Annotated in this window: 19 protein-coding genes; 16 read left to right on the plus strand and 3 right to left on the minus strand. The window is 26.9% G+C overall.

Annotation, left to right across the window (positions count from 1 at the left end; translation table 11 throughout):
- Together CRU95_RS00150 and CRU95_RS00155 are read left to right on the plus strand one after the other, a co-directional pair.
- Nucleotides 1-2,202: an endonuclease MutS2 gene (locus CRU95_RS00150; RefSeq protein ID WP_129099127.1), complete on the plus strand. Its 2,202-nt coding sequence runs from the start codon at nt 1-3 to the stop codon at nt 2,200-2,202.
- A 14-nt stretch (nt 2,203-2,216) separates the two neighbouring features.
- Nucleotides 2,217-3,035: a mechanosensitive ion channel family protein gene (locus tag CRU95_RS00155; RefSeq protein ID WP_129099128.1), complete on the plus strand. Its 819-nt coding sequence runs from the start codon at nt 2,217-2,219 to the stop codon at nt 3,033-3,035.
- A gap of 8 nt (nt 3,036-3,043) precedes the next feature.
- On the opposite strand, the gene CRU95_RS00160 is transcribed toward CRU95_RS00155, so the two are convergent.
- A complete protein-coding gene (locus tag CRU95_RS00160) occupies nt 3,044-5,647 on the minus strand; it encodes a DUF748 domain-containing protein (protein ID WP_129099129.1) in 2,604 nt (867 codons plus the stop codon).
- 81 nt (nt 5,648-5,728) lie between these two features.
- Here CRU95_RS00160 and dapE point away from each other — a divergent pair, with 81 nt between their 5' ends.
- The 6 genes from dapE to CRU95_RS00190 all read left to right on the plus strand — a co-directional run bounded on the left by dapE (nt 5,729) and on the right by CRU95_RS00190 (nt 10,420).
- The gene (dapE, locus tag CRU95_RS00165; RefSeq protein ID WP_129099130.1) at nt 5,729-6,829 is read left to right on the plus strand and encodes a succinyl-diaminopimelate desuccinylase; all 1,101 of its coding nucleotides are present in this window, start codon (nt 5,729-5,731) and stop codon (nt 6,827-6,829) included.
- A 414-nt stretch (nt 6,830-7,243) separates the two neighbouring features.
- Complete coding sequence (locus CRU95_RS00170) at nt 7,244-7,513, plus strand: helix-hairpin-helix domain-containing protein (protein WP_129099131.1); 270 nt, start codon at nt 7,244-7,246, stop codon at nt 7,511-7,513.
- The gene (locus CRU95_RS00175) at nt 7,513-7,869 is read left to right on the plus strand and encodes an MmcQ/YjbR family DNA-binding protein (protein WP_129099132.1); all 357 of its coding nucleotides are present in this window, start codon (nt 7,513-7,515) and stop codon (nt 7,867-7,869) included. Before CRU95_RS00170 ends, CRU95_RS00175 begins: the two co-directional genes overlap by 1 nt.
- Nucleotides 7,870-7,997: 128 nt before the next feature.
- Nucleotides 7,998-9,503 carry an ATP-binding cassette domain-containing protein gene (locus tag CRU95_RS00180; protein ID WP_129099133.1) on the plus strand — a complete coding sequence of 502 codons (1,506 nt, stop codon included), beginning with the start codon at nt 7,998-8,000 and terminating at the stop codon, nt 9,501-9,503.
- Nucleotides 9,484-9,951 (plus strand): GNAT family N-acetyltransferase, encoded by a 468-nt coding sequence (locus CRU95_RS00185; RefSeq protein ID WP_129099134.1) that lies wholly within the window; start codon nt 9,484-9,486, stop codon nt 9,949-9,951. The genes CRU95_RS00180 and CRU95_RS00185 overlap by 20 nt, the downstream gene beginning before the upstream one ends.
- Entirely contained in the window at nt 9,941-10,420 is a 480-nt protein-coding gene (locus CRU95_RS00190; RefSeq protein WP_129099135.1) for an ATP-binding protein, read from the plus strand. Before CRU95_RS00185 ends, CRU95_RS00190 begins: the two co-directional genes overlap by 11 nt.
- Nucleotides 10,421-10,441: 21 nt before the next feature.
- Here the strand turns inward: CRU95_RS00190 and CRU95_RS00195 are convergent, their stop codons facing one another.
- On the minus strand, nt 10,442-10,954 hold the full coding sequence (locus tag CRU95_RS00195; RefSeq protein WP_129099136.1) for a hypothetical protein: 513 nt from the start codon (nt 10,952-10,954) through the stop codon (nt 10,442-10,444).
- Between the two features lie 138 nt (nt 10,955-11,092).
- On the opposite strand from CRU95_RS00195, the gene CRU95_RS16530 reads away from it, so the two are divergent.
- A complete protein-coding gene (locus tag CRU95_RS16530; RefSeq protein ID WP_164969685.1) occupies nt 11,093-12,097 on the plus strand; it encodes a GNAT family N-acetyltransferase in 1,005 nt (334 codons plus the stop codon).
- 29 nt (nt 12,098-12,126) lie between these two features.
- On the plus strand, nt 12,127-12,843 hold the full coding sequence (locus CRU95_RS00205; protein ID WP_129099137.1) for an SIMPL domain-containing protein: 717 nt from the start codon (nt 12,127-12,129) through the stop codon (nt 12,841-12,843).
- 20 nt (nt 12,844-12,863) lie between these two features.
- Here CRU95_RS00205 and CRU95_RS00210 read toward each other — a convergent pair whose 3' ends face one another.
- Nucleotides 12,864-14,219 carry an SLC13 family permease gene (locus tag CRU95_RS00210; RefSeq protein WP_129099138.1) on the minus strand — a complete coding sequence of 452 codons (1,356 nt, stop codon included), beginning with the start codon at nt 14,217-14,219 and terminating at the stop codon, nt 12,864-12,866.
- A gap of 187 nt (nt 14,220-14,406) precedes the next feature.
- On the opposite strand from CRU95_RS00210, the gene CRU95_RS00215 reads away from it, so the two are divergent.
- The 6 genes from CRU95_RS00215 (at nt 14,407) to CRU95_RS00240 (ending at nt 22,171) form a co-directional block, all read left to right on the plus strand.
- Complete coding sequence (locus CRU95_RS00215) at nt 14,407-15,036, plus strand: hypothetical protein (RefSeq protein ID WP_129099139.1); 630 nt, start codon at nt 14,407-14,409, stop codon at nt 15,034-15,036.
- A gap of 32 nt (nt 15,037-15,068) precedes the next feature.
- Nucleotides 15,069-15,746 carry a response regulator transcription factor gene (locus tag CRU95_RS00220; protein ID WP_129099140.1) on the plus strand — a complete coding sequence of 226 codons (678 nt, stop codon included), beginning with the start codon at nt 15,069-15,071 and terminating at the stop codon, nt 15,744-15,746.
- Complete coding sequence (locus tag CRU95_RS00225; RefSeq protein ID WP_129099141.1) at nt 15,739-17,367, plus strand: ABC transporter substrate-binding protein; 1,629 nt, start codon at nt 15,739-15,741, stop codon at nt 17,365-17,367. The genes CRU95_RS00220 and CRU95_RS00225 overlap by 8 nt, the downstream gene beginning before the upstream one ends.
- Nucleotides 17,360-19,012, plus strand: a complete 1,653-nt coding sequence (locus CRU95_RS00230; RefSeq protein WP_129099142.1) for a sensor histidine kinase — start codon at nt 17,360-17,362, stop codon at nt 19,010-19,012. The genes CRU95_RS00225 and CRU95_RS00230 overlap by 8 nt, the downstream gene beginning before the upstream one ends.
- Before the next feature lie 86 nt (nt 19,013-19,098).
- Nucleotides 19,099-19,686, plus strand: coding sequence for a cytochrome C (locus CRU95_RS00235; RefSeq protein WP_129099143.1), 588 nt, complete (start codon nt 19,099-19,101; stop codon nt 19,684-19,686).
- A 1-nt stretch (nt 19,687) separates the two neighbouring features.
- Nucleotides 19,688-22,171, plus strand: a complete 2,484-nt coding sequence (locus CRU95_RS00240) for a molybdopterin guanine dinucleotide-containing S/N-oxide reductase (protein WP_129099144.1) — start codon at nt 19,688-19,690, stop codon at nt 22,169-22,171.
- The last annotated feature ends 53 nt before the right edge of the window (nt 22,172-22,224 follow it).

Raw genomic sequence — 22,224 nt, forward strand, 5'->3', positions numbered from 1 at the left:
ATGCAAGAGATATTTAAAAAACTAGATTTAGAAGAGTATTTATTAAAATTCTCAAAACTATTGGCAAGAGAAAAACCAATTGTTTTAGAAGGTGATATTAATTTACATTATAGACTCATAAATGAGTTGAGTAAATATGATTTAAAAGAGCCAGAAAAAGTTGCAAATCTTGATGAAAAAATTGTTCATATTCAAAAACAAGGTACTTTAAGAGTTGAAGATGTATATGAGTTTATAAAGATAATAAAATACTTTCTTTATCTAAAAAGATTTACTTTTGAGGGTAAACTTGGTGAATGGATTGATAAAGTATTAATACCAAGTGATGTTGAAAAGATAGTTGATTTCTTTGATTCTAAAGGAAACTTAAAAGAAGGAATTGATAAAGACTTAGACATGATAAAAGATGCCCTTTATAGAAATAAAGAGTCTATAAAACAAGCACTTCATAAATCTATAAATAATAGCAAACTAAGACCATATTTAGTTGATTCACAAGTGCATTATGTAAACTCTGAAGAGACTTTACTTGTGCGTGGTGGTTTTAATAATATTATTAAAGCAACTGTCGTACATAGATCTAGTTCTGGATTCTTCTATATCCTCCCACACTCTATTTCTGAACTGAAACAAAAAGAATCAGACCTTAAAAATAAGCAAGAAGAAGTTTTGTTAAAAGTTTGTAAAAGCATATCCTCAACTTTTGAAAAGAATTTATTATTTTTAAAATTTATAAATAAAGAGTTTGATAGAATTGATCACTATTTGGCAAGATTATTTTTTGCAAAAATTGATGATAAGAACTTTATAATTCCTTCAAAAAATGGAAAAAATATTTTAAAAGAGTTTGTTCATCCTGCTCTTCATGGAGGAAAACCTATATCTATTGATTTTTCAAAATCAGTTATTATGATTACTGGGGTAAATGCAGGTGGAAAAACTATGATGCTTAAATCAATTCTTTCAGCTGTTTTACTATCTAAATATTTGATACCTTATAGAGCAAGTCAAGACTCTTCTATAGGATATTTTAAAAATGCTTTAGCCGTTTTAGATGACCCCCAAAGTGTCAAAAATGATATCTCAACTTTTGCAGGAAGAATGGTTGAGTTTTCTAAACTATTTACTCAAAGAGATGTTATTGTTGGAGTTGACGAAATAGAACTTGGTACAGATTCAGATGAAGCAGCTAGTTTGTTTAAAGTAATCATTGAAGAACTAATAGATAAAAACATAAAAATCATCATTACAACTCACCATAAAAGATTGGCTGCTCTTATGGCGGCTAATGAAAAAGTTGAATTAATAGCAGCTATTTATGATGAAGCAAACCAAAGACCGACCTATGACTTCTTACAAGGGACAATAGGGCGTTCATATGCTTTTGAAACTGCACAAAGATATGGAATACCTATCAATGTAGTTAAAAAAGCAAAAGAAGTTTATGGTGATGACCAAGATAGATTAAATGAATTAATAGAACGAAGTAGTGCTTTAGAGATGGAGTATCAACAAAAAATAGCTAAACTTGATATGGAAATTGATACCCATCAAAAATTAAATAAAAATCTTAAAGAAGCAAAACAAGAACTTGATGATCATATAAATATAGAAAAATCAAAACTTCACAAAGAGTATAAAGATGCAAGAGATGAAGCTAAAAAAGCTATAAAAGCTAAAATATATCAAGAGTCTCATCAACACCTAAATATTGCACATAAAAAAGTAAAAGATATAACAGTAGAAAAAGTAGAAGAAGATTATAACTTCAAAGAAAAAGATCGGGTTAAATATAAAAGCTCAAAAGGTGAAATAATATCTATAAGAGGCAAAAAAGCTTTAATTTTAACAGATGCAGGAATGAGATTGCATGTTAATGTAGATGAATTAAGACCGTCAGGAAATGAAGTTAAACCTAAAATTAAAAAGAAGACTACAATAAATGTTGAGAAACCTCAAGGTGGACATGTAAATATTGATTTACATGGTTTAAGAGGGGATGAAGCTGTTGAAAAACTTGATAAGTTTATTTCTGATTGTTTGATCTCTGGGTTTGATGAAGTTTTAGTTTATCATGGCATTGGTACAGGAAAATTATCTAAAATAGTAAAAGATTTTTTAATCAAACATCCAAATGTAAAATCATTTACTGATGCCCATCCAAGTCAAGGTGGATTTGGTGCTAAGGTTGTAAAATTATAGAAAAGGTAATAGGCATGGACAAAGAACTTGAGAGTATACAGAAGTTTTACGATGTAATTATAGAATTTTTTGTTAATTATAGTTTTCAACTAATTGGTGCAATTATCATATTCCTTTTAGGGTGGTATGTTGCAAATAAAGTTTCTACTTTTGTTAAGAAGATTTGTGATAAAAATGAACTAGATGTTACTTTAACTAAGTTTGTTGTAAATATCATCAAGTTTTCTATTATCATTGGTGTTGGAATAGTTGCTGTTGGAAAACTAGGGATTACTCTTACTCCTTTTATTGCTGGTATTGGTGCTGCATCTTTAGGTGCTGGTTTAGCTTTACAAGGGACTTTGTCAAATTATGGTGCAGGTCTTTCTATTATCATAGGTCGTCCTTTTATTGTAGGAAATACTATTAGTGTAGATGGTGTTTTTGGAGTAGTTGAAGAGATAAGACTAGCACATACAATTCTTTCAACTGAAGACGGTGAAGAAATTACTATTCCAAATAAACACATTATTGGTGAAATATTAGTCAACTCTTTTGAGTATAGAATAGTTGAATCTGTTGTTGGTATTGATTATAATTCCAAACCTGAAGATGCAATTTCTATAATTGAAAATATTTTAAATGATTTTGATGCAGAAATTATTTCAAAAGAGGCTAAGGCACAAGTTGGAATAAAAGAGTTTGGTGATTTTTCTATAAATATAGAATTGAGATATTGGGCTCATACTAAGCACTTTTTTGAGACTCAATACAAAGTAAATCTTGCTATTTTTAATACTTTAAAAGAAAACAATATCAATATCCCTTTTCCTACTTATACTATTAAGAAGTAGTTTTTTTGCTACTTCTTTTTAATATCTATTGCTAGAGGAAATTCAACATATTTTGCTTTTTTATTATCTAAAACTTTTATTTCAGGAATTATAAATAACCTATTATCTGTAATTTTGTGTTGTTCTAAAAGATATTTTTTAATTGATGATATTCTACTATTTGCTAAGTTTTCTAATTCTTCTTTTGTAATATCTATTTTTGGCAACATAAGTGCTTTGATTTTAGATATGTAAGATGTTTTATCTAGAATCACTTTATCATTTTGTTTTACCATTGATTTCTCTTTTAATTCTTGAAGGGAAATTCCCCCATTATAAATAGATTCTAAGGCTAATAAATATTTGTCACCATCTTTAATACTTTCACTTTTTTTAGAGATTAACTCTTCTAATCTTATATCTTGTAAAGCAATTTTATCTTTGATGTTATCATATGCAGGCTCAACTTTTAAAGCAAGACTTGGTCTCTTTGCAAAAACTTTAGCAATATTATTTAACGATTCTTTCTCTGAATCAATTAGATTACTTTCTCCATAAACAAATTCAACTTTTTTCATTTCTTCAGGATTTACACCTAAAATAGAAGCTAAAAGTGAAAATGGAGATGCAACTGATTTGATAATAAGATTTCTAAATACTTTCCAAATTATTGGGGCAATAGAAAACTGTGGGTCATCTAAATTCCCACTAATTGGCAAATCAATATCAATAATGCCATCAGAATCTTCTAATAGAGCGATTCCAAGTTCTAAAGGTAGATTCGAACCTTTATTTTTATCAATCAATTTTCCAAGTTCAATTTTATCAATAATGACACTATTTTGAGCTTTTAAATTTGATTCTGTGATATTGTAATGCAAATTTAAATTTAATTTTCCTTGTTTAATATCTCTTCCCACAAATTCATCTGAATAAGGTGTAAAGCTTTTCATGGCTATATTCTTAAATATTAGATTTACATCTGTAAGTATTTTAATATCATCTAAATTTACAATTCCTGTAATCTTTGTATATCCATATTCATCAATTTTCCCTATAAGTTTAAGTTGTGTTGGTTTTGAACTTTTTGAGTTAAGTTCAGAAAGATTACCATTTAATTTTGTAATATTAGTTTTAAAAGGTGCTTTTAAAGTTCTGTCTTCGAATAATAATTGGCCATTTTTGATATTTATAGGACCTATATCTAAATAAGTATTTGATTTCTCATTATTTGTATTTATCTCTTCTTTTACAGCTTTTTCCTTACCATTTTCATTTTTCCCTAATACTATTGAAGTATATGAATCTGGAATATCTACACTTGATAGTTTAATTTTGTCCTTATCTTTTAAAAACTTGTGAAGATTTATCTCTATATTTTTAGCTTCAATTTTTGTATTATCTGAATTGTTATTTATTTTTATATTTTTTGTTCCAACAGTTGATTCATCAATTGTAATATTATTATTTACAATTGATAATTTTTTCAATAATACATTTATATTTTTTGCATCTACTGTAGTTTTATTTTTTAAATCATCATATGAAAAATAAGAGTTGTTTATTGTAAAAGAGTTCAAATCAACCAACCATGGTTTATTAGTTGTTTTCTCTTTTTTTTCAATACTAGGTTCAGTATTTATTAGATTATCAATATTTAGTATATTATTCTTATTTGATGATATATTTGCAAAAAGCTTATTTAAATCTATGTTTTCGATACTTATTTTTTGTTTTGTATAGTCAAAATTTAAGTCCTTGAGTTCAAGGCTTTTTAGTCCTGCTAGTGTCTCTTTATCTTTCACAATATTTAAATCTTTTAATTCAAGATTTGCTTTATCTATGTAAAGTTCTATATCTTTAGTTGTATCAAGTTTATATCCTAACTTTAAATTTAAAGTTGGATTATCAATAGTGAAGTTTAATAAATCTTTTGAATATCCTAAATACTCATTGGCATGAAGGTTTTTAAGTTCGATTTTTCCATACATTTTAAAAGGTATCAGTCTTAATCCACCCTCAATGAATAGTTTTGTATCTTTATTTATAATTGTATTAAGACTATGAGATGCTAAAGAGTTTTTTAAAGTACCTAAGTTATAAAAGGTATAGTTAAAATTATGTATTTTTGTTGTAGTTTTTTTTGAATTAAATATTTGAGTAAAAAGAAAATCTCCATCTAAAATCTGAATCTTCGTAATTTCAAATAATGGAATAGAAGATTTTTCATTTGTTGATTTCTCTTCAGTTTTTTCTTCTTGTGGTTTCATAATAGAAGCTAAATTAATATTACCATTTTCATTTTGAACAATATTTACATAAGGTTTTATAAGGTCAACTTTCTTAAAGCTAATATGATGTTCATGTATTGATTTAAAAAGAGAAAAATCAACTTCAAAACTTTTGAATCCTATTAATTTTTCATTGTTATTTGATAGGGAAAAACCATAAAGTTTTAAATTCAAAGTATATGGATTGAAACTTATTTTTTCTAACTTACTTTTATAAATAAGTAAATTATCAAGATTTTTTATTATTTGGTCTTTTGCAATGTAAGGTATTAAGAAGAAACCTAATAGAGAATAAATTAAAAATATTGATAGTAAAATTTTGATAAAAAGATTATTTTTCATAGGAAACTCCAACTAATTAGTTAATCTATTATAGCAAAATAAATAACAAATTTGTTACAATATCCACTTTAAAGGAAACAGATGACTATTATAGAATTATTTCAAAAATTATTAAGATTTAAATCGCTTACCCCTGATGATGATGGAGCTTTTGATTTTATAGAAGAGTATTTAGGTGAGGAATGGACATGTATAAAACTTGACTTAGAAGGTACGAAAAATAGGTTTTATTATAAAAAGTTCAATGAAAAAGCTCAACACTTATGTTTTGCAGGACATATTGATGTGGTACCTGTAGGACAAGGTTGGCAGATAGATCCATTTGCAGCTGAAGTTGTAGATGGAGTAATTAGTGCAAGAGGTGCTCAAGATATGAAAAGTGGAGATGCTGCATTTTTGTACGCTTGTAAACATGCTCAAAATTTTGATGGAACACTTTCTATTCTTATGACAAGTGATGAAGAGGGTGAAGGGACTTACGGAACTATCAAAATGCTTGAACACCTAAAAGAGATAGACTTTATACCAAACTATGCAGTTGTTGCAGAACCAACTTGTGAAGAGCTTTTTGGTGATGCTATAAAAGTAGGGCGAAGAGGAAGTATAAACGGATATATTACAATAAAAGGTAAACAAGGACATGCAGCTTATCCCGAAAAGTGTATAAATCCTGTTCACAATTTTGCAGAGATTTTGCCAAAATTAGCAGGATATAACCTTGATGATGGTGATGAATACTTTGCTCCATCAAAGATGGTAATCACTGATATAAGAGGTGGTATGGAAGTTACAAATGTAACTCCAAATGAATTAAAACTAATGTTTAATGTAAGAAATTCAACAAATACCACAAGAGAATCTGTAGAAGAGTTTATACATAAAAATCTAGAAGGTTTAGATTATGACTTTAGAACTACACAAGGTTCTTTTCCTTTTGTTACAAACAAAGAATCAAAAGTGGTAAAAGCTATGGAAAACTCTATAAAAGAAGTACTTGGAGTAACTACAAAACACTCAACCCACGGTGGAACTTCTGACGCCAGATATTTTGGAGCCTTTGGAATAGAAGCCATAGAGTTTGGAGTTATAAACGATACTATTCACTCTGTAGGTGAGAGAACAACCGTTAAAGAGGTTGAAGGTTTAGCTGATGTTTATGTGGACTTGATTAAGAATTTTTAATTAAAAGATGAAGAAAACTTCATCTTTTAAATTATATTTGGTAGGTATTCTACTGCATCTAGTATTAACTTGATTGTTTCAACTATAATACTTAGATTATCAATGATTCTTTGAATCATTTGAACTCCTTTAATTCTAATTTATAGACAAAAAAGAATACTTTAGATATAATTCGTAAAAATAGCTTTCGAATTATTCGTAAGTAAAAGGTAGAGTGTATGTCCGTACACTTTGCCTTTTTTTTTGTTTATTTTAAGAAGTATACAAAAAAAATTAAAACAAGTCAATAATATTTGAGTATTTTTGTAACATAATTCTAGATTTATGTTTCTTTTTGTAGTTTTAATTGACAAAATAATAAAAAAACAGTATTAGATAATTTTGAGTATATAGTTTTATTTAAAAAGGTAAAAAATGCCATCTTCAAAAGAAGAAAAACAAAAGCTTTTAGAAGTAAAGTTTGTAGGTGAAACCGTTATAAGAAGATTTGAGCAAATAGGTATTGATTCTTTGGAGGCTTTATCTAAAAGTAGTGTGGAAGAGATTACGGATATTGTTTCAGATATTTTGGGAAGCAGTTGTTGGAAAAACTCTCCCCAAGCTAAAAAAGCGGTACAAAATGCCATTGATTATGCTCTAAGTCTGTCCAATAAATTTAAAAATAAAAAGAGAGTTAATACATAATGAACCTAGAACAAATAGAAACTATATTTATGGCTAAACAATGTGCAACAAAAGATTTTCCTTTTGGTGATGATACTATGGTCTTTAAAGTTATGGATAAGATGTTTGGTCTTATTAGTTTGAAAAAAACTCCACTAAATATAAATTTGAAATGTGATCCAAATGATGCCATAGCCTATAGAGATATTTATGAGTGTGTAAATCCAGGTTATCATATGAATAAAAAGCATTGGAATACTATAACCTTAGATGGGACTATAAAAGAAGAGATAGTAAAAGATATGGTCAATGAATCATATGATTTAATAGTATCTAAACTAACAAAAAAACAAAGAGAAGAGTTACTTTTTAAATAATTATAAAATGAAAAACGATATACTATCGTATAAATACAAAAGGAAAAAACAATGAACAGTTTACTCTAATTCAAGGGTAAAATTTAACTTATCCTTGATACTAAATATAGATATATCAAGGAATTTATATGCAATATCTACAAATAAATAATCTTACTTTTAAATACACAAGCAGTGAAATTTTTTTAAATCTTAATTTGAGTTTTGAAAAGGGTTGGAGCTGTTTAGTTGGCTCAAATGGTTCAGGTAAAACCACACTTTTTAAACTCATTGCCAAAATACTAAAACCACAAGAGGGTAGTATTGTTGGCAATGAGTTGGTCTATTATTGTGAACAAGAACTTCATGAAAAACCAAATGGTTTTGAAGAGTTTATTTATACATACAATACAAAAACATTTAAGCTAAAAGAGTTGCTTCACATAGAAGATGAGTGGTTTTATAGGTGGGAAACTCTCAGTTTTGGGGAGCGAAAACGCATACAAATAGCGATTGCTCTTTTTTTAGAACCTGATGTTTTATTGCTTGATGAACCAAGTAATCATCTGGATATAAAAACAAAAGAGATATTGATAAAGAGTTTGAAAAACTTTAAAGGGATTGGTATCTTAATAAGTCATGACAGAGAACTTTTGAACTCTTTGTGTAATAATACAGTTATTATAAAAAATAAAAAAATCTATAACTATAAAACCACTTTCCAAAAGGCAATAGAAGAGTTAGATTTATATTTTAACTTTTTGCAAAAAGAGAATGAAAATATAAACAATAAAGTGAAAAAATTGCAAAACAATATTCAAGTACAAAAAGAGAAAGTATCCCAATCAAAAAGCAGATTATCCAAAAAAAACATAAATACAAAAGACAAAAGTCTAAAAGAGAAAATAAACTTAGCAAAACTTACAGGAAAAGATAAATCTGATTCAAAACTTGTGACAAGTTTTTCTAAAAAAGCCCAAGAGTTGTCCTCTAAAAAAAATGAAATAGAAAAAAGTTTTGACAAAGGTATTTCAATAATAGATGAAAAGAGTAAAAAAGAGAAGTTTTCTTTTATTTTGCAAAAAGCTCAATTACCTTTAGGTGAAAAAAAGATTTTAAAATATGAAAATCTATCTTTGAATAAAGGTGATAAAATAGCCATAATAGGTGACAATGGTGTAGGAAAAAGCAGTTTTTTAAAGCTACTTATTTCAAAAATAACACCCCTTAAAAGCTATTTATATCTTCCCCAAGAAATAGATTTAAAACAAAAAGAAAATCTTTTTGAAGCAATAAAGAGTTTGAACAATGAAAAAAAAGGTGAACTTTTTACTCTTATTCAAAGGTTATCTTCAAATCCTAAAAATCTTTTAAACAATCAAAATACAAGTCCCGGAGAGCTTAGAAAACTTTTTATTGCAAAGGCTTTATTGGATAATATACAACTTATAATATTAGATGAACCAACCAATCATATGGATATAGATTCAATACAATCTTTAGAACAAGCCTTAAAAGAGTATCAAAACACTTTAATCGTTGTAAGTCATGATAAAACTTTTATAAAAAATATTAATGCGAGAATTTACACTATCTTAAAAGGTGTAGATGATTTTTATGAGTTAAAGGAATTAAATGCAACTAATAAAATATGATAAAAAATATCAAAAAATAATACCTAAACTATTTGTAAATACTATTCATAAAACATGCAATAAAGATTATACAAAAGAGCAATTAAATGCTTGGGCAAATCCAAATATTGATTATAAGTCTTGGGAAGAAAGATTAAATAAAACAAAACCCTATTTGGCAATACTTGATAAAAAACTTGTAGGATTTGCAGAGTTTTATGAGGATTATATTGATTGTTTTTATGTACACTATAAATATCAAGGTTGTGGTGTAGGAAAAATGCTTTTAAATCATATTTTTAAAGTGGCAGAAGAGAAAAAACAAACTTTATTAAAAGTAGATGCAAGTATCACTGCAAAACCATTTTTTGAGAAGTTTGGGTTTATAGAAGTAAAAAAGAATAAAGTTAAAAGAAATAATATAGAATTAATTAATTTTAGTATGCAAAAGATAGAAAATGAAAAATAGATTACATTTTATGTGTGGAAAAATGGCAGCAGGGAAATCTACACTATCAACAAAAATAGCAAATGAAAAAAATGCAATTTTTTTAAGTGAAGATGAGCTTTTAAAAAAGTTATATCCCAATGAAATAAAAACCATTGAAGATTATATAAAGTATTCAAAAAGATTAAAAGATACAATGTTTGAATTTGTTATTCAACTTTTAAAAAAAGGCAATGAAGTTGTTTTAGATTTCCCTGCAAATACTGTTTTTCAAAGGGAGTGGTTTAAAGATATATTTGAAACAGCAAATGTTGAACATATTATGTATTATGTAAAAAGAAGTGATGAAGTGTGTAAAGTGCAACTGAAAAAAAGAAATGAAAATCTACCAAAAGATACACCTTTGATAGATGAATCAACTTTTGATGCTATCACAAAATATTTTCAAGAACCAAAAAAAAATGAAGGTTTTAATATAAAGTATGAATAAAATAAGACAATATTTTTTAAATTATTGTCCCATTGCCGATTTTGTTGCAAAAATCACTATTCCTATAGCAAATAATAAAACTATTAAAAGTAAAGTTATTTTATAAAAAGAGAATTTTATAGATATGTTTTCATTATTTTTAGCTTCAATATTATTGAATTTTATACATAAAGATATTATTATAAATGCAATTATTGTACTTATGGTTTCTATAAAAAATAGGGTTGATGACATCTCTACAGGACTTATAGGAAAGATTTTAAACAAATCAATCACATATACAAAAATATAAAGTAGTGCAAAAATAGCACTTAAAACAATAGAATATTTTTTCTTTTTTACTATCAAAAAAGCTACAACAAAGCTCAGAAGTCCCAATGTTGTAAGAAAGATATTAAACAAAGTTAAAACAGTTTCACTATAGTGAGAAAAATCTCGTGTCTCTATTGGACCACCAGGAACTAAAATTGTCAGTAAAACAGATAAAGCAGCAAGTAAAAATGCAATAATAAAATTGATATTTTTTGAAAACATAATGAACCTTTAAGTAAAATAGTAAAAACAATTTTATTTAAATGGATGTTTTATGAAGGTTAAAAGGCTTGATAAATATTAAAATATATTATGATAAAGTAAAATAAAAAAATTTCTTCATTTAAAGTGGATGTATTTATGAGTTTAAAAGATTATTTAGAAGAATCAACAATTATTGATTTTAAAAACCAAGAGATACAAGATTTGGCTAAAAACCTATCAAAGAGCTGTACAAAAGATGAACAAATAGTTAAGAACTGTTTTCTTTATGTAAGAGATGAAATATCTCATAGTGGTGATATAAAAGCAGATATAACTACTTGGAAAGCAAGTGAGGTATTAAAACATAAAACAGGCTGGTGTTATGCAAAATCTCACCTTCTTGCAGCACTTTTAAGAGCAAATAATATTCCTGCAGGATTTTGTTATCAACGTCTTAGTTGTGGTGAGTATGAAGAAAATATTTATTGTTTACATGGATTAAATACTGTGTATTTGGAAAAATATGGTTGGTATCGTGTTGATGTGAGAGGAAATAAAAAAGGTGTTGATGCTCAATTTAACCCACCTATTGAAAAATTAGCTTTTGAATTAAAAGATAACGAATATGATTTAGCACAAAATTATGTTAAACCCCTTGATCTGGTAATAGATAGTTTAGAATCTTATGAAGGATACGATAAGATGTCAAAAAATCTTCCTTTAACTAATGAATTTATAAGAAGAGTAAAACTAAAAGATGCAAAAGAGTTAAGCATATTAGTTACAAGTTTATTATCATATCTTTTTGAACAAACTCCAACTTGGTTTGAAGAGGAGATTCGTGAAAATGGCTTTATAGAAAGAATAAAAGATAAAAATTATAAACATTATATTTATACAATAAGTGAGAAAATAGTAGGATATATAGCTATAAAAGAAGAAAACAAACTATTTCATCTTTTTGTTGATGAAGCATTTCATAAAAAAGGTATTGCAAAGAAACTTTTTGAGTGTGTAAAAACAAATATGGATGTATCGAATATGAAGTTAAATGCCTCTTTATATGCAGTGCCTTTTTATGAAACTATTGGATTTGAAAAAAGTGGAGAACAAGAGCATTTTAAAGGTTTAGATTACCAACCAATGGTATATAAAATATAAAGAGACTTATATAAAATAAGGAAAATACAATGCAACAAAATAGTAAAACAAGTTTTTTGATTTTAGGAATATTTATATTCTTAGGTTTAAGTACTTTAGGGTATTTTTTTAAAAGTGCAATTGTAGAGTATAAACAATTTGATAGAACTGTTAATGTTAAAGGTCTTTCTGAAAAAGAATATAAGGCTGATATTGTAATATGGCCTATTACTTATACCGAAGTAAGTAACAATCTTGAAGAAATATATAATTCGATTGATAAAAACAATGAAAAAATAGATAATTTCTTGCTTTCAAATGGTATAGAAAAAAGCGAGATTACTTTTTCTGCTCCTGAAATCACAGATAAAGTAGCACAACAATATGGAAATGAAAAGATAAACTATAGATACAATGCTAGACAAACAATAACTGTGTATTCAAAAAATATTGATGCAGTTCGAGCTGTAAAAACTTCACTATCAAAACTTGGAAAACAAGGTATAGTATTCTCAGGTGATAATTATGGAAGCCGTACTGAATATATTTTTACAAAACTAAATGAAGTAAAACCTAAAATGATAGAAGAGGCTACAAAAAAAGCAAGAGAAGTAGCTCAAAAATTTGCCTTTGATTCGAAAAGCAAATTAGGAAAAATAAAAAAAGCTTCACAAGGTCAATTTTCAATCTCTCAAAGGGATAAGAATAACCCACAAATAAAAAAAATCAGAGTTGTATCAACTGTTGAGTATTATTTGACAGATTGATACAAAATAAAGAAAGCTTTTTATAAAAATGAGTTTAAAAACTCTATCCAGAAATACTGTAATGGATATAAAAACAGTGTGGTTAATAAAGCCAAAGTAATTAATACTTTTAAAATATGTCTTTGTTTTATTTTAGAAAGTGCAAGTCCCACTATTAAAGGTGGTGCTTGGTGGGCAAAAAATATATTTGAATAAGCTGCTACTTGCATCATAAGTATTTGATCAAAACTAAAACCAGTTACATTAGAAATTTGTTCTGCCATAGGTGTAAATATGGCAGGAATACTTGGTTGTGTAGCGATTATTCCTGTTAGTGACATAACTAAAGTCACTTTCATATAATTTAATATTGGATATTGTGATGGTACATATAAGTTAATCAAACTAGATAATACCTCTTTTATATAATCATTATGTGCCACAACAGTTCCAAGACCTATGATTGTTGCTACATATAATAAAGAAGAAAAATTTATACTATTTATATCTTTTGATTTTATTATTCCAATTGAAGGTACTGCTAAAAAAAGTATTCCACATATTGCAATAATACTAGGAGAAATTTTATGTATAAAATCAGTTGCCCAAAAAGTAATCATAAGTAAAATAGTAAAAATCACTATTAATTCATTTTTTGAGAATTTCAGCTTTGTTTTATTTTTATTTATAATTTTTGGAGTATCATTAAAAAAGTTATAAATTAACACGACTATTATAATATCTTTTAAAATAGTAAAAACTAAAAAGTTAGTAATCAAATAATGAGAATATAAAATATCATAATTGTAAAGTTGTGAAGATAAACCTGTTAATATCATATTTGGAATATTCGCAGGAAGAATTGCAAACCCAGACATTGATGTTGTAATGATAAAAGTTAATAAAATACCAATATAACCTTTATCATTCTCTTTAAATCCAAAACTATTAGCAACTGCTATTGCTATAGGAACCATCATCACAACTCTTCCTACACTTGAAGGCATAACAAAACTAGTAAGAGCTGAGAAGATAGTAATTGAGATTATGATATTTAAATAAGTTACATTTTTTAAATTCGAAAAGATTTTTGAGAATCTATGTGTTAAGTTTACATTTTTTATGGCTGTTCCAATTAACATACCTGCAAAAACTAACCAAAATGCAGATGAAGCAAATCCTGAAAAAATAAGCTCTTTTGAACTTAATGAAAAAGCAGCGCATGCAAATAGAAAAAGTAATGAACTATAAAAGCCTGGGACTAAATTTGTCGCCCAAAAGAGTATAGTTGTTAAAACTATACTTATAAGAAGTAAATTATTTTGATCTATTTCAAAATTTGAAAGAATTGAGTATAAAAAAACAGGAATAGTGATTAATAAAATAGTTTTTGACATTTTTCTGCTTGTAAAAAGTTTTTTTATAAGAATATTATTATTTTAATTAAAGAAACATTATCTGCTTAAAAAAATAAGAATAATTCTTATATTATTGTATTTCTTTATTAATTATTTTTGTTTTAATTTTTTTTGTTACAATACAAAGTTAAATTTTATATATTTAAATATAATTGAGGTTCTTGTAATGAACATAGAAAAATTAAAAGATGTAGAATCAGAATTTTTTGATGCCTATCCAAAGGGATTTGAGGATGAAAAGTTAATACGTATGATTAAAAAATTCAATCCTGAAAAATTAGAAACTTATGCAAAAGAAGCTTTTAAAAAAGATAATTTTTCAGATCCACATTTTATTACAGAAGCATATTTTAAAACTATTCAAAAGTCCGTTATGGTATCACTTTTTGATAAGGTAAAACTTCGTGATGTAATTAAAACTTTGACTTCTTATGAAAAAGATATGCTTAGTATTGAGTTATATGAATTATTGTATGGAAATAAAAAAAATGGTTTTGATGGACTTGTAGAATTTTTAGCTGAATTTGGTATGGCAAAGTGGACTTTAGTAACTCTTGTACCTTATAGTTTTAATAGGCAAACAGAGTACTTTATTAAACCAACAACAACTAAGAATATCATAAAATATTTAGAAATTCCTAATTTAATATATAAACCAAGACCATCTTATGAGTTTTATAAAGAGTATTCAAAAGTATTAGATAATATCAAATCAAAAGTTTCAGAACCACTATCCTTTGACAATGCTGCTTTTACAGGATTTTTAAAAATGGGTATTGAAATTTGTAATGAATAATTAATTGTAAAAAGAATTAAAGAAGGAGAAAAATGTCAAATAAAGTTTTGAAGAGTTTAAAAGTTTTATTTATAGAAGATGAAGATCTTATAAGAAATAAGATTGTTTCTTCTTTGGAATATATTGTAGGTGAAGTTATTGCAGCTTCAAATGGGATAGAAGCATTAGAAAAACTTCAACATTTTACTCCTGATTTAATTATCACTGATTTGGAAATGCCCAAAATGAATGGGGCAGACTTTATACATGAAGTTAGAAAAGAAGATAAAGATACTTGTATTATAGTAGTTACTGCATATACTAGTGAAAAGTATTTATTGCAACTTATTGATATGCATATTGAAAAATATATTCTTAAACCAATTACTTTGGAAAAATTAATCAGTGCTTTAGAAGATTGTCAAAAAAGATTTTCTAATTCTACTAATTTAAAAAGAACTCTTCCTGATGATTATACATATGATTGGAATCAAAAAATCTTATTGCATAAAGATGAAATGATTACTCTAACAAAAAAAGAGATTTTATTTTTAGAACTTCTTTTTAAAAATATCGATAGTGTAACTTCATTTGAAGAGTTACAAGAAGTTGTTTGGCAAGACATTGTTATGACAGATAATGCTTTGCGTTCTTTGATTAGAAACTTAAGAAAAAAGTTGCCAAAAGACTTCATTGTCAATTTATCAGGTGTTGGCTATAAAGTTGCATAAATATTTTTTTATTTTTTTATATGTAAGTTTTTTATTTTCAAATGAAGCAATAACTTATAAGCATGATCAAACCGATAAAATTCTTATAAATAAGATAACAAAAGATTCCCAACTAAAAGTCTATATGCCAACTCTTCCATATTTTAATCTAATAAGTTTGATTAATGGAACCTTAGTAAAACTAAGTGATTCTAAAAGAGGATGGGATTATTATTTAGCATATAAGCATGAAAAAAAAGATGATCTTACATATGACTTTTGGTTAAGAGATGATGTTAAATATCAAGATGGTACAAAATTTGATGCTGATTCTGTAGTTGAAAATTTTAAACATTTTATTGATGGGCCTTTTTTATATAGTAATATTCATAATGCATTAGACTCAGTTGAAAAGTTAAATGATTATAAAATAAGAATACACTTGAAAATACCTTATGGAATGTTATTAAATGATTTATGCGTAATAAATTTTTATACAAAAAAATATTATGAAAGATATAACTGGACACCAAGTTTAACAGCTCAAAATACTAAAGGTCCTGGTCTTTATGGGGCAGGAGCATATATTATGGCACAAGGTTATGCTACAGGGTTAACACAAAGTAAAAAGATAGTTTTAACTGCAAATCCATATTATTTTGAAAAAGACAAACCTTATATTAAAAAAATCACTATTTACACAGAGCTTCCAATTCATGAAGTTATTGATGATATTTCAAAACATGAAGGAAAACTTGATATTGCTTATATTCCTTATAATAAAAAAACTGAAATAGTAAATTCAAAGTATGCAAAGCTTTTAATTTCTCCTTCTCATGGAAATTTAACTGTTCACATGAATCTAATAAAGAAAAACTCAAAACTTAAAAATATAAAAGTAAGACAAGCTTTAAATGATGCAATTGATCAAAAAAGACTAATTAAATTTGCTTTTAAAAATGAAGCGACGGTATCACCTTTTTTATTGTCTTCTAATACTTATTTTGCAAAAGAATTATCAAAAAAATATTTAAATAAGAAACCAAGGTTTACTCAAAAAGAGTTGCATAATATTTTAAATGGTTTAGAGTTAAAAGTTATCACCCAAGATAGATTTATGTCTGTTTGGAAAGGAGTTGAGTATCAATTATCAAAATATGGTGTAAAGTTAATCTATACAATAACTAGTGATGAAAAAGTTGTTTTAGAAAAGCTTTTGAATAATAGGAAGAATATTTATGATTGGGATTTGTTAATTTGGGGAAATGAGGACTGGAATGGAAGTCCTTGGACAGCATTTTTTACACTATACACAAAAGCTAATTGGTGTTCAATTGATAAAGATGATTATTTAGTAAACGAGTTTGAAAAATTATTTAAACTAGATACAAATTCAAAAGAGTTTCAAAAAGAGGTAAACAAAATCTTATTATATAGTTATGAAAAAGCCTACACACTAGTTTTACCTTCACCTAATATAGTAATTGCATTAAATAAAGAAGTATCTTATCATCCTTCAGAGATGTCAACTTTCCCTTTATGGAATGCAAAAATTACACCTTTTCATTGGTCTATTAGAAAAGAAAAATTAGATAAAGACAGGTTAAATTACCTTTATCCAATTAGGATTAAAAATGAATAATTTAAAAATACGACAGAAGTTTTTTATTTTGGGCTTTATTGCTCTTATTTCATTACTACTTTTAGCTTTACTATCATTAAAAATAAATAAAGATAGTTTTACTAATTCAAATAATGTTGTAGTAAATTTTAAAGATACACAAGAGATTCAAACTTTTTATATAGAAGAACTTTTTTTATTAAGAGAAGTAACTCTATCTTTAGTAATATCTCCAAATGATGATTTTAAAAAAAAGTTTGATGGAAAAATCTCACCTATTATAAAAAGATTGGATAAAAATTTTTCAAATGAAATACCTGATAATAAAAAAGCATGGGAAGATTATAAAAAATTAGTTTTAAAAACTAGAGAATACTCTTTAGGAGGATTTGATGAGGGTGCTTTTATGAATACTTCTTCTGTTGAAAGAGATAGTTTTTATTTTTTAATTAATAAGTTAAAAAGAATTCAAAAAAAGAATTTACAAGAGTCTGAAAAGAAACTAAGTGAACTAAAAAATGATATAAAGATAAATAATATATATATTATTTTAGGTGTTTTGATTATAGGTATTTTTGGATTTATCCTTAATCTAACAGTTATTTTAAAAATAATAAAACAAATTGAAAGTGTAGAAAAAGGTTTACAGAAGTTTTTTAAATATTTAACAAATCCTACTGCGTATAAAGAGCAATTGCATATTGATATAAAAAGTAAAGATGAACTTGGATTGATGGCAAAAGCTATTAATACAAAGGTAAAATTGATTAAAGAAAATTTACAAGATGATTATAGGTTGATACAAGAAGCTACTTTAACCTTAGATTATTTAAAAGAGGGTGTATTTGGTAAAAGATTAGAAAAGCAAGCAAAATCTAATGAACTAAATGTCTTAAAAAATGTTATGAACGAAATGATAGGAAATCTAGAAAATAAAATATTAGAAGAAATCAATCATAGAACAAATCAAGAAAAACTAATGATTCAACAATCAAAACTAGCTGCAATGGGTGAGATGATAGGAAATATTGCCCACCAATGGAGGCAACCACTTGGTGAAATAAATGCAGTATTGATGGAAATAGAAACAATCACTAGGTATGGAAAATTAGAAGAAGAACATCTTTTAAAAAGTATAAAAACTTGTAATGAGATTGCAGAGCATATGTCTACTACTATAAGTGATTTTCAAAACTTTTTTAAACCCTCAAAACAAAAAGATAAATTCTCAGTATTAGAAGTGTGTAAAAAAGCTGTATCAATTATTAGTGCGTCTTTAAATAACAATAATATAGAATTGATTTTTGATATTCAAGAAGATAATAAAATAGAAGGTTATTCAAACGAATTTTCCCATGCGATATTAAATATAATTTCAAATGCAAAAGATGCACTTATCTCAAGAAAAATTAAAAATCCAAAAATAATTCTAAGCATAAAAGTTGGTAAAGAGTTTACTGTAATTAAAATAGAAGATAATGCTGGAGGAATCAGGCTTAAAGATATCAATTTAGTATTTGAGCCTTATTTTACCACTAAAGGTGAAAAAAGAGGTACTGGCATAGGTTTATATATGACAAAAGTAATTATTGAAGATAATATGCATGGATTTATAGATGTAAAAAATACAAAAGTAGGGGCACTTTTTAGAATAAAGGTAAAATAATTTTTTCACACTTTTTCTACACTTTTTTTCAATTAATTGCACTTTTTTTTCTTATATAATTTTTTAAATAGAAAAAAAGGAATGATATGAAAAAGAGTTTTATATTTGGTATAGTTTTTTTAACTATATCCTTGTATGCAAGTGAGACAATGTATACAAGTTCTGTCAAAAATCTATTTGAAACTTCAAATAGTAATGCCTCAAAAGGGAGACTTCTTCCTACTTCAGAAGTAAAAGTAATAGAGAAAAAAGATGGCAAAGTAAAAGTTGAAATTGAAGGTTTTATGAAAGCTGGTGTTTCAAATGCACTTTATTTTGCAAAAGGTAAAAGAATCTTGGTTGCTGGACTTAGTAAAAGTGGAAAATTTGATATTAAAACGATTTCTACAAGTACAGGTAAAAATGGTACACAATGGGAGAAAGTTGTTTTAACGGCATATACAACTGATGACAATCTAACAAAAGATTTAAATGTATTATATGAAGAAGCAAACAAAATTTTCAAAGATAATTGTTCTATGTGCCATCCAATTCATGCTTCCACTGAATTTACTTCTAATCAATGGCCAAGTATGATTAAAGCTATGATTTCAAGAACTGCTATGACAAAAGAACAAAACTATTTAGTTACTCAATTTTTACAAAAACACGCAAAAGATATGAAAGGAAAATAATATGAAAACTATTGATCAAAAAAGAAGAGGTTTATTAAAAGTTGCTGCATTATTTGCTGCTGTTCCATTTATTGATACTATTACTAAAAGAGGTGAACTAGTAGCGGGTACTATTGCTAATTTCTCTACAAATCTTGTACAAAATGGAGAAGTATTAACTGCCGCTCACTGGGGTATGTTAAAACTAACTATAAAAGATGGAAAAGTTATAAAATCACAACCATATCAAAAAACATCAAATATAGAAAATTCTTTACAACATTATACAGATGATTTAATTTATGCAAAAGATAGAATAAAATATCCAATGGTAAGAAAATCTTATTTAAAAGATCCAAATAATCCAAAACCTGAATTAAGAGGCAATGATGAATGGGTTAAAGTATCTTATGAAGATGCTATAAAACTTATATCTACTGAACTTAAAAAAACAAGAAAAGAAAAAGGTGCAAAGGGAGTTTTTGCAGGAAGTTATGGATGGAAAAGTAGTGGAAATATGCATAACTCAAGAGTTTTATTACATAGATTTATGACTGCAACTGGTGGTTTTACAGGAACAGTTGGTGATTATTCAACTGGTGCATCACAAGTTATCATGCCTCATGTTTTAGGGACAATTGAAGTTTATGAACAACAAACTTCTTGGCCACTTATAATTGAACATTCAAAAGTTGTAGTAATTTGGGGTGCAAATCCACTTGCTACTTTAAAAATTTCTTGGACTTCAACTGATGAGAATGGTTTCAAATATTTTGAACAATTGAAAAAATCAGGTAAAAAAATAATTTGTATAGACCCATTTAAAACAGAAACGTGTGAATATTTAGATGCACAATGGATATCTCCAATACCAAATACAGATACAGCTATGATGATGGGTATGGTTCATCATTTGATAGAATCAAAAAAAATCAATCAAAGCTTTTTAGATGAATGTACTGAAGGATTTGATAAATTTAAAGAGTATTTGTATGGTAAAGAGGATAAAGTTGTTAAAGATGTAAATTGGGCATCAAAAATTTGTGGAGTAGATGCATCTACAATCAAAGAACTTGCTGATTTATTTTATGATAATAGAACAATGCTTATGTCTGGATGGGGTATGCAACGAGCTCATCATGGTGAACAACCTCATTGGATGTTAGTAACTCTTGCTTCTGTGATAGGACAAATTGGACTTCCAGGTGGAGGATTTGGTTTATCATATCACTATTCAAATGGTGGAGTTCCAACTGCAAAAGGTCCAATTGTTGGAGGAATAACTGCTAATGTTAAACCTGGAAAATATACAGGTGGTGCTTCATGGTTATCAAATGCAGCTAAATATTCATTTCCAGTTGCTAGAATTGCAGATGCATTATTAAACCCTGGAAAAAAATTACAATTTAATGGAAAAGAAATAGAATACCCAGAAATCGATTTTATATATTGGGTTGGAGGAAATCCTTTTGCTCACCATCAAGATACAAATACATTAATTAAAGCTTGGAAAAAACCAAGAACAATTGTAGTAAATGAATTATATTGGACACCAACAGCTAGAATGGCTGATATTGTTATGCCAACAACTACAAGTTATGAGAGAAATGATATTACAATGACAGGTGATTATTCTAATTTAAATATTGTTCCTATGAAACAAGCTGTTAAAAAACACTTTGAAGCAAAAGATGATTATCAAATATTTAGTGACTTGTCAAAAGAGTTTGGAGTACATAAAGAGTATACTCAAAATAAAACAGATATCCAATGGATAGAAGAGTTTTATAATAGTGCATTAGAACAAGCAAAAAAAATGGGTATTAAAATGCCAAACTTTAGAGAATTTTGGAGCAAAAACAAACCATTAACTTTTGAAGCTCCATATGAAAATACACAATTTATAAGATATGGTGATTTTAGAGAAGATCCAATCTTAAATCCACTTGGAACTCCATCTGGAAAAATTGAGATTTATTCTGAAACAATTGAAAAAATGAATTATGAAGATTGTAAAGCTCACCCAACATGGTTTGAACCAGAAGAATGGTTGGGGATGAAAGGAAAAAAAGCAGAATTTGCACTTATTAGTCCACACCCAAGTCATAGATTACACTCTCAACTTAATAATACAAGTTTAAGAGAAAAATACGCTATATCTAATAGAGAACCAATTTGGATTAATACAAAAGATGCAAAAGCAAAAGGTATTAAAAATGGTGATATTGTAAGAGTATTTAATGAAAGAGGACAAATCTTAACAGGTGCTATTTTAACTGATGGACTAATAGAAGGAGTTGTAAGAGTTCAAGAAGGGGCTTGGTATGACCCAATGGAAAAAGGAAAAGAAGGAACACTTTGTAAAAATGGTTCTGCTAATCTTTTAACAAAAGATATCCCAACTTCAGAATTAGCTAATGGAAATAGCTCAAATACAGCTTTAGTAAATATTGAAAAATATACAAAAGCTGCTCCAGAATTAACAATCTTCACTCAACCTAACTAAAATAAAAGTAGAGATTCTTTCTCTACTTTTTAACTTCAAGTTAAAAGCGGTTA

The sequence above is a fragment of the Arcobacter sp. F2176 genome (assembly GCF_004116465.1).
GTDB classification, from domain to species: domain Bacteria; phylum Campylobacterota; class Campylobacteria; order Campylobacterales; family Arcobacteraceae; genus Arcobacter; species Arcobacter siniprincipis.